Source organism: Mycobacterium sp. E2733 (assembly GCF_001667585.1).
GTDB lineage: Bacteria > Actinomycetota > Actinomycetes > Mycobacteriales > Mycobacteriaceae > Mycobacterium.
This window is the reverse complement of record NZ_LZJZ01000031.1, coordinates 14,711-29,906: the sequence shown is the minus strand read 5'-3', so window position 1 is coordinate 29,906 and position 15,196 is coordinate 14,711. Positions and strand designations below refer to the sequence as shown.

13 protein-coding genes and 1 pseudogene are annotated in these 15,196 nt (G+C 68.2%); 9 read left to right on the top strand and 5 right to left on the bottom strand.

Annotated elements, in window-relative coordinates:
• Positions 1-2,307 carry a CaiB/BaiF CoA-transferase family protein gene (locus A5678_RS07275; protein ID WP_068040347.1) on the bottom strand — a complete coding sequence of 769 codons (2,307 nt, stop codon included), beginning with the start codon at positions 2,305-2,307 and terminating at the stop codon, positions 1-3.
• The gene (locus tag A5678_RS07270; protein ID WP_068040479.1) at positions 2,304-3,773 is read right to left on the bottom strand and encodes an aldehyde dehydrogenase family protein; all 1,470 of its coding nucleotides are present in this window, start codon (positions 3,771-3,773) and stop codon (positions 2,304-2,306) included. Before A5678_RS07270 ends, A5678_RS07275 begins: the two co-directional genes overlap by 4 nt.
• A 226-nt stretch (positions 3,774-3,999) precedes the next feature.
• Here A5678_RS07270 and A5678_RS07265 point away from each other — a divergent pair, with 226 nt between their 5' ends.
• From A5678_RS07265 to A5678_RS07225, 9 genes and pseudogenes are all read left to right on the top strand, one after another.
• The gene (locus A5678_RS07265; RefSeq protein ID WP_068040477.1) at positions 4,000-5,157 is read left to right on the top strand and encodes a cytochrome P450; all 1,158 of its coding nucleotides are present in this window, start codon (positions 4,000-4,002) and stop codon (positions 5,155-5,157) included.
• Positions 5,158-5,161: 4 nt separating this feature from the next.
• A complete protein-coding gene (locus tag A5678_RS07260) occupies positions 5,162-6,361 on the top strand; it encodes an acyl-CoA dehydrogenase family protein (RefSeq protein ID WP_068040345.1) in 1,200 nt (399 codons plus the stop codon).
• A 14-nt stretch (positions 6,362-6,375) separates the two neighbouring features.
• The gene (locus tag A5678_RS07255; RefSeq protein ID WP_068040343.1) at positions 6,376-6,921 is read left to right on the top strand and encodes a MaoC family dehydratase N-terminal domain-containing protein; all 546 of its coding nucleotides are present in this window, start codon (positions 6,376-6,378) and stop codon (positions 6,919-6,921) included.
• Positions 6,921-7,319: a Zn-ribbon domain-containing OB-fold protein gene (locus A5678_RS07250; RefSeq protein ID WP_068040341.1), complete on the top strand. Its 399-nt coding sequence runs from the start codon at positions 6,921-6,923 to the stop codon at positions 7,317-7,319. The genes A5678_RS07255 and A5678_RS07250 overlap by 1 nt, the downstream gene beginning before the upstream one ends.
• Before the next feature lie 9 nt (positions 7,320-7,328).
• Positions 7,329-8,449, top strand: a pseudogene (locus tag A5678_RS07245) (acyl-CoA dehydrogenase family protein).
• Positions 8,446-8,901: a MaoC family dehydratase gene (locus A5678_RS07240; RefSeq protein ID WP_068040339.1), complete on the top strand. Its 456-nt coding sequence runs from the start codon at positions 8,446-8,448 to the stop codon at positions 8,899-8,901. The pseudogene A5678_RS07245 and the gene A5678_RS07240 overlap by 4 nt, the downstream one beginning before the upstream one ends.
• A complete protein-coding gene (locus A5678_RS07235; RefSeq protein ID WP_068040338.1) occupies positions 8,898-10,067 on the top strand; it encodes a lipid-transfer protein in 1,170 nt (389 codons plus the stop codon). The genes A5678_RS07240 and A5678_RS07235 overlap by 4 nt, the downstream gene beginning before the upstream one ends.
• Before the next feature lie 10 nt (positions 10,068-10,077).
• Positions 10,078-11,148: a zinc-binding dehydrogenase gene (locus tag A5678_RS07230; protein ID WP_068040336.1), complete on the top strand. Its 1,071-nt coding sequence runs from the start codon at positions 10,078-10,080 to the stop codon at positions 11,146-11,148.
• Positions 11,145-11,747, top strand: a complete 603-nt coding sequence (locus A5678_RS07225; RefSeq protein ID WP_068040334.1) for a TetR/AcrR family transcriptional regulator — start codon at positions 11,145-11,147, stop codon at positions 11,745-11,747. Before A5678_RS07230 ends, A5678_RS07225 begins: the two co-directional genes overlap by 4 nt.
• Positions 11,748-11,827: 80 nt before the next feature.
• Here the strand turns inward: A5678_RS07225 and A5678_RS07220 are convergent, their stop codons facing one another.
• From A5678_RS07220 to pruA, 3 genes are read right to left on the bottom strand one after another with little or no spacing between them, the layout of a single operon-like run.
• Positions 11,828-12,574 (bottom strand): MBL fold metallo-hydrolase, encoded by a 747-nt coding sequence (locus A5678_RS07220; protein WP_068040332.1) that lies wholly within the window; start codon positions 12,572-12,574, stop codon positions 11,828-11,830.
• A gap of 19 nt (positions 12,575-12,593) precedes the next feature.
• Positions 12,594-13,556, bottom strand: coding sequence for a proline dehydrogenase family protein (locus A5678_RS07215; protein WP_068040329.1), 963 nt, complete (start codon positions 13,554-13,556; stop codon positions 12,594-12,596).
• On the bottom strand, positions 13,556-15,187 hold the full coding sequence (gene pruA, locus A5678_RS07210; RefSeq protein WP_068040326.1) for an L-glutamate gamma-semialdehyde dehydrogenase: 1,632 nt from the start codon (positions 15,185-15,187) through the stop codon (positions 13,556-13,558). Before pruA ends, A5678_RS07215 begins: the two co-directional genes overlap by 1 nt.
• Positions 15,188-15,196: the final 9 nt, after the last annotated feature.

Sequence of the window (15,196 nt, the reverse complement as noted above, 5' to 3'; positions counted from 1 at the left end):
TCAGGCGTTGAGCGGCCGCTCCCCGATGATCCGGTCGGCCCGCAGGCTCGCGACCTCGTCCGCGGACAGGCCCAGTCCGGCCAGGATGTCGTCGTTGTGCTGGCCCAGCGTCGGCGGGGCGGAGCGGTGGTGGCGGGGCGGTCCGGCCGCGATGCGAAACGGCCAGCCGGGGTAGCGGTGCGGGCCGGTGACCGGATGGACGAGCTCCTCGTAGTAGCCCCGCGCGTCGAGCTGGGCCCCGATCAGGTCGCCGTCGTACACCTGCTCGCCGGTGATCACGTGCTCCGCCGGGATGCCTTGTGCACGTAGGGCTTCCACGATGTTTGCGGCGGTCTGGGTGCGGGTCCACGCGGCGACCATCTCGTCGAAAACGTCATGGTCGACGAGCCCGTCGTCGGGCAGCGACAGCGCCACCCACACGCCGTCGGCGCTGGTCGGATACACGCCCTGCAGGCAGCCGCGCCGCCTGTTGCCCTCCCGGGGGCGCACGATGCCGGTCATCGAGTACTCGATCACCGGTTCGGCGGTCACACAGGCGGCAACCTGGATTTGGGCGACCTCGATCAGCTGGCCCTCACGGGTGCGGCTTCGATGTTCGAGCGCGGCCAGCAGCGCAACCGCCGCGTGCACGCCGACGATGGGATCGGCGGGCCCCTGCGGGTTGCACGGCGGACCGTCCGGATGTCCGGTCACCGCCGACATTCCCGAGGTCTGCTCGAAATTAAGCGCCCACCCGACGTAGTCGCGCCACGAACCCTGCAGGCCATAACCCGGCATCCGCACGGCAATCACGTTGGGGTTCAAGGCAACCAGCCCGCCGTGGTCCAGGCCGAACTGCTCGACCACCCGGGGCGAGAAGTTCTCCACGACCACGTCGGCCTCCGCGGCCAGCCGTCGGGCGATGTCGAGGCCCCGTTCGGAGGTCAGGTCGAGGGTGAGGTCGCGCTTGTTCAGGTTTGTGCCCTGCCAGATGGGGCTGCGTTCGTACCAGTCGTCGCCCTCGTAGGCGAAGGCGCCGGAGTAGCGGTGCCCGTCCGGCCGCTGGATCGACTCGACCTTGACGATGTCGGCGCCGAACGCGCCCAGGTAGCAGGTCAGGTAGGCCCCCGCCCAGAACGTGGTCAGGTCGAGGACGCGCAAGCCCGAAAAGGGCAGCGGCCCTTCGGTCGTGTTGAGCGGTCGGGCGGCGGTGGCCCACGGCTCGGGGCGCGCGCCCAGGTGCGGCGCCGGGCGGGGTTGCGGCACCGGGGTTTTGGAGAAGCGGAACGCCGGCCCGGGCCGCTGGAACCACCAGCCGGGCCCGCCGGATTGTACGAAGAAGCCGCGCTCCGCGTACTGGGGACAGGCCGACACGGTCGCCCCGTCATTGACCGGGGCGGCCGGAATACGCAGGGCCTGGGCGAGTTCCACGATCTCGGCAACGGTCTGCGCGGCGAGCAACGGCTCCGCCTTGCCGAAGAATTCGTCGCGGTCCGGGCCGCCCATCATGATCGCGATCTGCTGCTCGCCGTACTCGGGCAGGCCGAGCATCGCGCACACGTCCAGCCAGTGCTGGCCGGTCAGGCAGTTGATGCCCACCCAGCCGTCGGCGGCCCGAACGACGCCCAACATGGGCGCCGAGCGCAGGTTCGCCGGCAGACCAAGGCTTTTCATGCGCTGGGCCATCAGCATCGGATAGGGCAGCGTCGAGAGCAGCGCCTCCAGCTGGGAGACGGCGACTTCTCTGACCCGGCCGGCGGGCGGCTGCCGCAACGCGGTCAGCGCGGCCAGCGCGCCGTAAGCGCCCGCGACATACTCGGGGATGCGGGCGCCGACCTGCACCGGTGGGCGGTCGGGATCCCGGGCGCTGATCCAGGCCGACGCCGCCTGCACGGTCAAGGACGTGGCCGGCCGGTGACGCCACGGTCCGCACTGGCCGAACGCGGAGATGCGCAGCAACACCAGGTTTGGGTTCAGCCGGCTCAACGTGTCCGGGCCCAGCCCCCAGCGTTCCAACATTCCCGGCCCGAAATCCTCGATGAGCAGGTGCGCTCGGGCGATGAGCTCGCGGGTGGCGGCCAGGTCGTTCGGCTGGGCCACATCCATTGTGGCGCCGCGCTTTCCGGCATTGAGGTACTCGAACAAGCCGCAGCGCTCCGGGTCTGAGATTCCGCCCGGGAACGGGCCCCAGCGGCGCAACGGATCTCCGGTCGGCGGCTCGATCTTGGTGACATCGGCGCCGAGGTCAACCAAAAGCTTTGCGGCGTAGGGACCTGAGATCTCGCTGGCGAGTTCGACGACGTGGAGCCCGGCGAGGGGTCCCGTCATGCCGGGATCCCGATGGCCTTCACCTCCATGTACTGGTGCAGTCCGCTGATTCCGCCACTCTCCCGGCCGAACCCGCTCAGCTTGAAGCCACCGAACGGCGCATCGCCCGGCCCGATGCCGTTGACCGCGACCTGACCGGTGCGCATCCGCCGGGCGACCGCGACGGCCCGGTCCACGTCGGCGCCCCATACTGCACCGGAAAGCCCGTAGCACGAGTTGTTCGCGATCGCGACGGCGTCGTCGTCGTCGCGGTAGCGCAGCACCGACAGCACGGGCCCGAACACTTCCTCCTGTGCGATCGTCGAATCCGGTTGCACGCCAGTGAGGATCGTCGGTTCGAAGTAGAAGCCGGCATCCAGGCCGGCCGGGCGGCCGCCGCCGGTCGCCAGCTTCGCGCCGTCGCTGACCGCCCCGTCAACGTGCGCCTGCACGCGCTCGCGCTGCGCCGCGCTGATGAGCGGACCCATTTCCACCGTCGGGTCCGTGGGGTCGCCGACCTTGACGTCGCCGGCGAGCGCGACGAGCCGGTCGACGACGTCGTCGTGCAACGAATCGGGAAGCAGGAGCCGGCTGTGCAGGATGCACGCCTGTCCGGCGTGCAACGAGCAGCAATCGAACAGCATCTGCCGCAGCATCTCGTCGGTCACCTGCGTGTCGTCGAGGACGATGCTCGCGGATTTCCCGCCGCACTCCAGCAACAGCCGCGTCATGGCGTCGCCCGCGGCCCGCATGACCTCACAACCGACGGCGGAGCTGCCGGTGAAGCTGATCATGTCGATGCGCGGATCCGTCGTGAGCAGTTTGGCCGCCTCGAGCCCCGAGGGTGTGACCACATTGACCACCCCAGGCGGAATGTCGGTCTCCTCGTCGATGATGCGCGCCAGGGCAAGACCGGCGAGCGGTGTCAGCGGCGAGGGCTTGAGCACGACGCTGTTGCCCGCGGCCAGCGCGTTGTTCACCTTCATCACGTTGAGACAGTGCGGGAAGTTCCACGGCGTCAGGATCGACACGACACCGAGCGGCTCGCGGCGCAGCAACGTCGTCCCGGCGCCGATGCCAGTGACCGGCTCGTCGACCAACTTCGTCGCGAGCTGGGCCGCATGCATGGACATGTAGCCGGCGCCGTCGATTTGCATCATCCGCTCATTGGTGACGCAACCCCATTCGATCTGTGACAGCGCGAAGATCTCGTCGGCGTGCTTGAGCAGGGCCTCACCGAGCTGATTGAGGCAGCCGGCCCGCTCGTCCGGACCCATGCGGCCCCACGGCCCGCTGTCGAACACCCGGCGTGCCGCGTCGATGGCCGCGCCGACCTGGGCGACGCTCGCGTCGGGCGCCGTGCCGATGGACTGCTCGGTGGCCGGGTTGAAGTCGTCGTAGCGACCGTCTTCCGGCTCGACCCATCTCCCATCGATGTAGAGCCGGTAGGTGTCGACAAGAGATCCCGGAGTTTGTAGCTCGGCCATGCGTTTCCTCACCCGAACGTCGGTCATCTAACCACTTGGTGTACACCCATGGCCCGACGTCGTCAATCACCAATCGCGCGAATTACACGCTATTTTGCGGCTTCGCGGAGGTATTGACAGGGATGGGCGGCGCGGAGTAGACACAAGGCCGCAAGACACATTGCTCCAATGTGTCGGATCGCCTGTCAGGGAGGCCGCCGTGCGGACCGCTTTTCCCGCTTCTCTGTTGCACTCCCCCGACTTCTATGCGGGCGATCCGTACCCGGCGTACCGCGAGCTGCGCGCGACGGCGCCGGTGTGCTGGAATGACGTGACCCACTTCTGGGCACTGCTGAAGTACGAGGACATCCGGTTCGTGTCCACCAACCCGGCCACGTTCACCTCTACCCGGGGCATCACCATTCCCGACCCGCAGCTGGGGAACGCGGTGCAGGAGGGCAACCTCATCTTCACCGACCCGCCGCGGCACCGGCAGTTGCGCAAGCTGATCAACTCCGGGTTCACCCGGCGGCGGGTGGCCGTCCTGGAGCCCAAGATCCGCGAGATCGTGCGGGGGATCCTCGACGGCATCGAGCCGGATTCCGTGCACGAGTTCGCCGATGAGATCGCCGCTCCGCTGCCCACCCGGATGATCGCCGAGCTCATCGGCGCGCCGGCCGATGACTGGGAGCAGTTCCGGGTGTGGTCGGACGCGGCCACCGGAACGGCCGACCCGGAGATCGAACTCGACCCGTTGGTCGCCATGGGGCAGCTGTATGAGTACTTCCAGAAGCTGATCGCCGCCAGGCGCGTGGACGCGCGCGACGACCTGTTGTCGGTGCTGGCCGGCGCGGAGATCGACGGTGTCCGGCTGACCGACGAAGACCTGCTGAATTTCGCCTACCTGCTACTGGTGGCCGGCAACGAAACCACCCGCAACCTGATCGCGCTGGGCACGCTGGCGCTGATCGCCCACCCCGACCAATGCCGCCTGCTGGTCGACGATCCGGCACTGATCCCCGGCGCCGTCGAGGAAATGCTGCGGTGGACCAGCCCCGTGGTGCACATGGCGCGCACCGCGACGACCGACGTGCAGATCCGCGGCCAGCGGATCGCCGAGTGGGACGTGGTGGTGATGCTCTACGGCTCCGCCAACCGGGACGAGGAGATCTTCGGTGCCGACTCCGAGGAGTTCAAGGTGACCCGGCACCCCAACCCGCACATCGCGTTCGGGTGTGGCGAACATTCCTGCGTCGGTGCGCAATTGGCGCGGCTGGAGGCCTGCGTGATGTTCGACGAGCTGCTGCGCCGCTTCCCCAGGCTCGAGCTGGTGGGCGGGGTCGACCGGATGCGGGCCACCATGGTGCCCGGGGTCAAGCGGATGCCGGTACGGCTGGGGGCCTGAACCGATGGATTTGGAGTACTCGCCTGAGCAGGAGCGCCTGCGCGCCGAGATCCGCGCCGCGCTGGAACAGGTCATGACGCCCGAACGCAGCCTCGCTCTCAGCACACGCATGGAGGGCGGCCCCGAAGTGCGCGAATGTATACGCGCCCTGGCCGCGGCCGACCTGCTCGGCGTCGGGTGGCCCAAAGAGTATGGCGGACGCGGGTTCTCGGCGATCGAGCAGTTCATCTTCTCCGAGGAGGCGCAGCGGGTCAACGCCCCGATCCCGCTGGTGACGCTCAACACCGTCGGGCCAACCCTTATGCAGTGCGGCTCCGAGGAACAGAAGCAGCAGTTCCTGCCCGCCATACTCGACGGCAGCGTCGAATTCGCGATCGGCTACTCCGAGCCGGGAGCCGGAAGCGACCTGGCCTCCCTGCGCACCACCGCGGTCCGCAACGGCGACGAATACGTGATCAATGGCCAGAAGATGTTCACCAGCGGCGCCGCCTACGCCGACTACATCTGGCTGGCCGCCCGCACCGATCCGAACGCCAAGAAACACAAGGGCATTTCCATCCTGATCGTGCCCACCTCGTCGCCCGGGTTCTCCTGGCAGCCGCTGCACACGATGTCCGGCATCTCCACCTTCTACACGTTCTACGACAACGTGCGGGTCCCGGCCAGCGCGCTGGTGGGTGGGGAGAACCAGGGCTGGCAGCTGATCACCACCCAGTTGAACTTCGAGCGGGCGGCCCTCGGCAACCTCGGCGCGCTCGAGCCGCTGTTCGACAAGACCCTCGAGTGGGCCGCCACCACCGAACTTGATAGCGGTCGCGTCATCGACCAGCCGTGGGTGCAACTCGCGCTGGCCCGGGTCGAGGCCCAGGTCGCCGCCTACAAACTGGTCAACCTTCGCGTCAACGCCGCGATGACCAAAGGTGTGGGAAGCATGGGCCTCCAAATGGGAGAGGCGTCGGCCGCCAAGGTGTTCGGCACCGAGCTGACCCAGCAGGTCGCCCGACAGTTGCTAGAAGTGCTCGACCACAACGGGGTACGCCGGGGCACCGATGCACCGCTGCGCGGCGCGCTGGAAACCGCATACCGATGGGCGGTCATCAATACGTTCGGTGGCGGCGCCAACGAGATTCAGCGTGACATCATCGCCATGGCCGGATTAGGCATGCCGCGGGCTCCCCGCGACCTTCGCGCCACCGCAACATAGGAGGACAGCCGTCAGTGACCGACTCAGAAACCGTCAGCGCCAAGGTCAAGGCCCTCGTCGGCCGGCCGACCGGCGGCACCGGAAAGCCCTCGCTGGCCCCGGATCCGGTCAACCAGCCGATGATCCGGCACTGGGCCTACGCAATGGCCGATATGAACCCGGTCTACCTGGACCCCGAGTTCGCCGAGAAGTCGCGGTTCGGCGGCATCGTGTCGCCGCCGGTGATGCTGCAGACCTGGACGATGCCATCGCCGATCCTGGAGGGCATCGGCGAGCGGGGTGGCGCGCCCATCGAAATCAAAAGCAACCCAACGGCATTTCTCGACGAGGCCGGGTACACCAGCACGGTGGCGACCAACTCGGAGTTCGAGATCGAGCGCTATCCGCGACTGGGCGACGTCATCAGCGCGACGACGGTGTACGAATCGGTTTCCGAGGAGAAGAAGACAGCGCTGGGCACCGGGTTCTTCCTGACCTGGCTGACGACCTACACTGACCAGAACGGCGAGGTCCTGGGCAGGCAGCGATTCCGGGTGTTGCGATTCAGGCCGGAGCGCTGATGGCGACCCGACTGGCGCCGGCCATTACCCCGGACACCGAGTTCTTCTGGAATGGATTGCGGGACAACAAACTCCTGATCCAACGCTGCGGCGGATGCGGGCAGCTGCGCCACCCGCCGCGCCCGATGTGCCCGCACTGCCGTTCCCTGGACTGGGGCACCGTCGAGTCGTCCGGCCGCGGCACGGTCTACAGCTACGTGATGCCGCACGAGCCGAAGTTTCCGTTCTTCGAGTATCCCTACGTCGTCGTGCTGGTGGAGCTCGAGGAGGGCGTGCGGCTGGTATCCAACCTGACCGGCATCGACCCGGCCGACGTCACAACCGGGATGCGGGTCGAGGTGTACTACCAGAGCTTCGAGAACGACCTGGTGTTGCATCAGTTCCGGCCGGCCACCTAGGCGGGGACCATGGACTTCACCTTCACCGAAGAGCAGGAGACCATCTCCAAGCTCGCCCGCGACCTCCTCGAGCGGCGGGCCACACCGGAGCGGCTGACCGAGTTGGAAGCCGGCGACACTCGCTTCGACGACGCACTGTGGAAAGAGCTGGCGGCCGTCGATCTGCTGGGCACCGCGCTGCCGGAGTCGGTGGGCGGAAACGGCGGCGGCTTCGTCGAGCTCGGGGTGCTGCTGGCCGAGGTGGGCTGGGCGGTGGCTCCGGTGCCGGCCTACGCGACGCTGGCGCTGGGGGCCGACTCCATCGCAAGTCACGGCAATCCCGAACAGCAGCAACGCTTCCTGCCGGGCGTCGTCGCCGGAACCGCATTCTGACCGCGGGACTGGCCGAGCCGGGCCGCTCCGATGCCACGGCCCCCGCCACCACCGCGCGGCGCGACGGCGGCAACTGGCGCCTCGACGGCGCCAAGGAGCTGGTTCCAGCCGCCCAGTTCGCCGACACGGTACTGATCCCGGCGTCGATGGACGACGGCGGGGTCGGCCTGTTCCTGTTGGCGGCCGACGCCCACGGCGTCGACATCCGGCCGGTGCCGACCACTAACCGCGAACCGCATGCGGACGTATACCTGGATGGCGCAACGGTTTCGGACGCCGACCTGATCCCCGGGACAGACCTGATCGAGTCGCTGCACACCCGGGCGCTGGTCGGGCTGTGCGGGATTCAGCTCGGCGTCGCTGAGCGTGCCCTGCGGATCGCGGCCGAGTACACCACGGGCCGCGAACAATTCGGCCGGCCCATCGGCAGCTTTCAGGCCGTGCAGCAGCGGATGGCCGACGCGTTCATCGACGTCGAGGCGATCCGCTGGACCACGTGGCATGCGGCGTGGCTGATCGCACACGGGCGGCCATTGAAAGAGGCCCGTCGCGCCGCCCGCATCGCGAAGTTCTGGGCCGCCGAGGCCGGCGCCCGGGTCGCCGCCACCGCCCAGCACGTCCATGGCGGCATCGGGATCGACGTCACCTATCCCTTGCACCGCTATTTCCTGTGGGCCAAGCACAACGAGCTCACGCTCGGCCCGGCCACCGCGCAGCTGGCCCACCTCGGCGCAACATATTCGGAAGGACGCCCATGACGACCATCGCGAGCCGCACCACCACCCTGCGCTGGGCCGACATCTCCGTCGGGGACGAGGTCACGCCACTCGAAATCCCGATCACCACAACGATGATCGTCGCTGGTGCGATCGCCACCCGCGACTTCATGCCCGTACACCACGACCGCGACTACGCCAACAAGCAGGGCTCGCCGAACCTGTTCATGAACATCCTGACCACCAACGGCTATTGTGTGCGGTTCCTCACCGACTGGGCCGGGCCGGAAGCGATGGTCAAGAAGCTGTCGATCCGCCTTGGCGTGCCTTGCTTTCCGGATGATCCGCTACGGTTCGCCGGCAGCGTCACCGGGAAGAGCGAAGGCACCGGAGGTGAGAACTTCGTCGAGGTGACGTTCAAGGGCTCCAACAGCCTGGGCGATCACGTCTCGGGTACCGCGATCCTCAGCCTGCTCGACGAGGCGGCCGCGTGAGCGGCTCGCTGCCCGGCGCCGCGGCCATCGTCGGGATCGGGCAGACCGAGTTCTCCAAGGAATCCGGCCGCAGCGAACTGCAATTGGCGTGCGAAGCGGTGAGCGCCGCGCTCGACGACGCGGGGCTTGCACCCGGCGACGTCGACGGCATGGTCACCTTCACGATGGACTCCAGCGACGAGATCGAGATCGCGCGCAACGTGGGGATCGGCGATCTGAGTTTTTTCTCCCGGGTGCACCACGGCGGCGGTGCCGCCGCCGGCACCGTCGTGCACGCCGCGATGGCCGTCGCGACGGGCGTTGCCGACGTGGTGGTGTGCTGGCGCGCCTTCAACGAACGCTCCGGCATGCGGTTCGGCGGCAGCGGGCGCACCGACCTGGGGACCCCGCTGTTCATGGCGCACTACGCGCCGTTCGGCTTGCTCACCCCCGCGGCGTGGGTCGCGATGCACGCCCAGCGCTACATGTCCACTTACGGCGTCACCAACGAGGACTTCGGCCGCATCGCCGTCGTGGACCGCGCGCACGCGGCCCGCAATCCCGATGCCTGGTTCTACCAGCGCCCGATCACGCTGGAGGACCACCAGAATTCGCGCTGGATCGTCGAACCGGTGCTGCGCCTGCTGGATTGCTGCCAGGAGAGCGACGGCGGGGTCGCGCTCGTGGTCACCAGCGCCGAACGTGCGCGCGACCTGCGGCAGCCGCCGGCGATCATCACCGCGGCCGCCCAGGGCGCGGCCGCCGACGGCGAGATGATGACGAGCTACTACCGCGACGACATCACCGGCCTCCCCGAGATGGGCGTTGTCGCCAACAGGCTGTGGCGCGACTCTGGGCTCAAGCCGCAAGACATCCAGACCGCTTTCATCTACGACCATTTCACGCCGTTCGTGTTCACCCAGCTCGAGGAGCTCGGGTTCTGCGGGCGAGGCGAGGCGAAGGACTTCGCCACGGTCGAGCGGCTGTCGCTGGGCGGGGAGTTCCCGATCAACACCAACGGCGGCCTGCTCGGCGAGGCCTACATCCACGGCATGAACGGCATTACCGAGGGGGTGCGCCAGGTGCGCGGCACGTCGTACAACCAGGTCGACAACGTCGAACACGTCTTGGTCACCTCGGGCACCGGGGTACCTACGAGCGGGCTGATTCTCGCGCCCGCCAACTGAGGGGATCACCATGCCGAAGCTCGCGCTGTTGACCGCCCACGGCGGGCCGATCGAGCTGGCCGACTTTCCGTTGTCGACACCGGCGCCCGGGACGGCGGCGCTCAAGTTGCGGATGGCCGGCATCTGCGGGTCCGATTTGCACATCTTCCGCGGCGAATTGCCGTTGCCGTGCCCGTTTGCCATGGGCCACGAAATGGTGGGCGAGATCGCCGAACTCGGCGAGGGCCTGACCGCCGACGCGACCGGCAAGCCGCTGGCCGTCGGTGATCGGGTGGTGACACCGTATTTCTGGTTCTGCGGTCAATGCCACGCGTGCGCGCGGGGCCGTTCTTATGCGTGCCAGAACCTGATGGCCGGCGAATACCGGACGCACGATCAGGAGCCGCACTTCGTCGCCGCCTACGGGGAGTACTACTACACGAGCCGGCGCCAGCCGCTTTACAAGGTGCCCGAGGACCTCGCCGACGCGGCTGTCGCCCCGCTGAATTGTGCTCTAGCGCAAGTACTTTTCGCGCTGCGGGACGTGCGGCTGGGTGACACGGTCGTCATCCAGGGCGCGGGTGGGCTGGGCATCAACGCGGCGGCGGTGGCTCGCACGGCGGGGGCCGCGGAGGTCATCGTCATCGACAAGATCGCCGAACGGCTGGACGTCGCCGCCGATTACGGCGCGACCCACTGCATCGACGCGAGCACGATCTCGACCGCAGAGGTCACCGAGCAGGTCCGCCAGCGCACCGGCGGCATCGGCGCCGACTGGGTGCTCGAAGTCGTCGGTGTGCCGGGCGTCATTCCGGACGGGATCGCGTTCCTCAACAACGGCGGCACGCTCCTCGAGGTGGGCAATGTCGGCGTGGGGCGGACGTTCGAGCTGGATCCGAGCGTGCTGGTCTACGGCAACAAATCCGTGCGTGGCGTCATGTTCTACGATCCCGTGACGCTGGCGATCGGCTTGACCTTCTTGCAGCACACCAGATTTCCGTTCGAGCGCCTGATGCCTGAGCCGTTCCACCTGGCCGACGTCAACGCTGCCTTCGCGTCGGCCGATGCCGGGCTGGTGCCCAGGGGCGCGTTGGTGCCATGACGACTCAAACGGCCCAGGCCACCGACACCCGCGAGCTGATCGTCGAGTCCGCGTTCAGCTGTTTCGGCGAACAAGGTTTGGATAAGGCGACAATCGTCGACATCGCCAAGCAAGCCGGGGTGTCCCGCAGCACCATCTACGAGTACTTCAGCGACAAGGCCGCCATCATCGAGGCGTGCGCCGAACACGCTTCCGAGCGGTTCTATCGCGAGATGTCCAGAGCCATGGACCGGGGTGGCTCGCTCGAGGAAAAGCTTAGCCAGGCCGCCGTTTTCGTGACCCAAGCCCGACGGTCCATCGCGTCGGAGAAGTACTTCGACGAGGACGCCGTCAGCCTGTTGCTGACCAAGGACGCGGCCGTGCTGCTGCGCGAATGCGTCGACTTCTTCGCACCCTACCTGTCCGCCGCCCGCCTGACCGGCGAAGTGCGCAAGGACCTCGACGTCGAGGCCGCCGCGGAATGGTTCGCGCGCATCCTCTTCTCGCTCTTCAGCACGCCGTCCTCGATCCGCGCCATGGACGATCCCGAGGTGACGGCCGAGTTCGTGCGCGCGCATGTGGTGCGCGGTTTCGCGGGCGAGCGCGCTCGGCGGCGTTGAGTGTGCGTCCAGGGCGGGGATTATCGGCGTGTCGCCGCCCGGTGTGCACACTCAACGCCGTGAGCGCACGCTGTTGGACATCAACGCCGCTGTTCGGGCCACACGGTGCCGGCACCGTGAACCGGCCATCCATGGCCGGGCAACAAATGCGCAACCGGTAGCTCTTCCAACCTCTTTCGCGTGGCGGCGGCGCTCGCCGCGTCGACGATCTCCGGTGTGTGCCAAACCTTGCCGCGAACGGTCAGCACGGCGTCGCCGGACAGCAGCGTCCGAGTCGTCGGGTTCCACAGCGCGATGCTGTCGTCGGTGTGTCCACCCGCGTTGATCACGGTCCAATCCGCCGCACCGGGCAGCGGCTGGCCGTCGGCAAGGCCGCCGCGAGGGGGTGGCCCCGTCCAGCGCATGCCGGCCGGCGTGCCGTATCCCGCCACCCGGGCACCGCCGAGCAGCCCCGTCACAGCGATTCGGTCGAGCGGCTGGTCGATCAGGGTGGGCCAGATGCGTGCGGCGCGGGCCGGAGTCGGCGTGCGCGGTTTTGCTCCGTCGAGATAGCCGAGTGTGAGGGCGGGCAACCAGATCGGTGCGGGATAGCGTGCGGTCAGTTCCGCCGCCCCGGCGACGTGATCGCTGTGTCCATGGGTGGCAACCACGGCATGCACGGTGCCGCCCGGGTGACCCAGGACGGCCGCGAGATCGTTGGCGACCCGCGGCAATCCGGCGTCGACGACCACCGCACCGTCGTCGCGGTGCAGGACGTAACAATTGAAGACCCAGCGCGATACCCGCGTGATGCCGAGATCGGGCATCTCCTCGATGACCAGGCTCATGGCCGAGAGGCTACGCCGCTCAGTGCCCCCGCTGGGCCAGCGCGCGCAAAAAGAAGGTCAGGTTCGCGGGCCGCTCGGCCAGCCGGCGCATGAAATAGCCGTACCACTGGGTGCCGAACGGCACGTAGACGCGCACGTGGTTGCCGGACTCGGCCAGCCGCCGCTGTTCGACCTCGCGGATGCCGTACAGCATCTGAAACTCGAAATCGTCTGCGTCCCGGTTCGATTCGCGCGCCAGCGCGGGTACCGCATCGATGATCGCCGGGTCATGGGAGGCCACCATCGGGTAGCCCGAGCCGGCCATCAACACCCTTAGGCAGCGCAGATAGGAATCGGTCACCGCGTCGGGATCTCGGTGGGCCACCGTGGCCGGTTCGTCGTAGGCGCCCTTGCACAACCGGATCCGCGCCCCGGCCGCCGCGAACTCCTCGCAGTCGCCGAGCGTGCGCCCCAGGTAGGCCTGCAAAGCCACGCCCAGCCAAGAGAAGTCGAGCCGGAGGTCCCGCACGATCGCCAGCGTCGAGTCCGTCGTCGTGTGGTCTTCGGCGTCCACCGTCACCCACACGCCGGCCCGCTGCGCCGCTTCGCAAATCGCCCACGCGTTTTCCCGGGCGATCTTCTCACCGTCGCGATCCAGCGACTGCCCCAGCGCGGACAGCTTCAGCGACACCTCGAGCGCCCGGACGGCGGCGTGGTCGCCGAACCGGGCCAGGCGGTCGATCAGGTCCAGGTACACGCGCACCGCCGCGCCGGCGTCGTCGGCGTCGGTGACGTCTTCGCCCAGATAGTCGAGGCTGACATAGCGACCCGAAGGGCGAAGGGACGCAACGCTGTCCAGCGCGCTGTCGATCGTCTCGCCGGGCACGAACCGGTGCACCACCCTGCGGGTGACCGGCAGCACTTCGGCGGCGCGGCGCAACCCTGGTCGCCGGCTGGCGGCCATGATCGCCGGCCGAATGGTGCTGGCGAACACCCCGCCCATCACTCGGCCGCCATGTGCGGATAGGTGTGCTGGGTCGCCGGCACGAACGTCTCCTTGATGGTCCGGGCCGACGTCCAGCGCAACAGGTTCAGCACCGACCCGGCCTTGTCGTTGGTGCCCGAGCCGCGCGAACCCCCGAAGGGCTGACGACCGACGACCGCGCCGGTCGGCTTGTCGTTCACGTAGAAATTCCCCGCGGCGAACCGCAGGCGGTCCTGAGCGGTCAGCACGGCCTCGCGATCGTCGGCGATGACCGCGCCGGTCAGCGCGTATCGCGACCCGGTGTCGATCACGTCCAGGATCCGTTCGTAGTCGTCATCGGGGTACACGTGCACCGACAACAGCGGACCGAAATACTCGGTGGCGAACGCTTCGTCGGTCGGGTCGTCGGAGAGCAGCACCGTGGGGCGCACGAAATAGCCGGTGCTGTCGTCGTACTCGCCGCCCACGGCGATGGTGACGTGGGCCGCGCTCTTCGCCCGCTCGAGGGCGTCGACGTTCTTGACGAACGCGCGCCGGTCAATCAGCGCGCCGCCGTAGTTGGTCAGGTCGGTGACGTCGCCGTAGCGCAACGCGGCGGTCTGGCCCAGGAAGTCGTCGCCCATCCGCCGCCACACCGAGTGCGGGATGAATGCCCGCGATGCCGCCGAGCATTTCTGTCCCTGGTAGTCGAACGCGCCACGAATCAGCGCGGTGCGCAGCACATCCGGCCGTGCCGAAGGGTGCGCCACCACAAAGTCCTTGCCACCGGTCTCGCCTACCAGCCGCGGATAGCTGTGATAGTGACCGATGTTGGTGCCGACCTGGTACCACAGCCGCTGGAAAGTGGCCGTCGAGCCGGTGAAGTGGATACCGGCCAGCCGCCGATCGGCCAGCGCCACATCCGAAACCGCGAAGCCGTCGCCGGCGACAAGGTTGATCACGCCGGGCGGCAATCCCGCGGACTCGAGCAGCTGCATCGTCAGATAGGCCGACAGCGTCTGGGTGATCGACGGCTTCCACACCACGGTGTTGCCCATCAGCGCGGGCGCGGTCGGCAGGTTGCCGGCTATCGAGGTGAAGTTGAACGGCGTGATCGCATAGACGAATCCGTCCAGCGGGCGGTAATCGCTGCGATTCCACTCCCCCGGCCCGCTGATCGGCTGTTGCGCCAGGAGCTGGCGCGCGAACGCCACGTTGAACCGCCAGAAGTCGATCTGCTCGCAGGGCGAGTCGATCTCGGCCTGGTAGACGGACTTGGATTGGCCCAGCATCGTCGCGGCGGCGATCTTCTCCCGCCACGGCCCGGCCAGCAGGTCGGCGGCCCGCAAGAACACGGCCGCGCGCTCGTCGAACGGCATGGCCGCCCAGGCCGCTTTTGCCCTCATCGCGGCGTCGATCGCCGCCGCCGCATCCGCGTGGACGGCGTTGGTCAGGGTGCCCAGCTTGGCCGCGTGCCGATGCGGCTGGACGACGTCGATGCGTTCACCGTCGCCCATCCGGTGCGCACCGCCGATGACGTGCGGGAGGTCCATGGGGTGATCGGCCAGCGCGGCCAGCTCGGCGCGCAGCCGGCCACGTTCCGGGGAGTGCGGCGCATAGTCGTGGACCGGCTCGTTGGCCGGCAGCGGCACCTGGGTTATCGCGTCCATGCTGCCAGG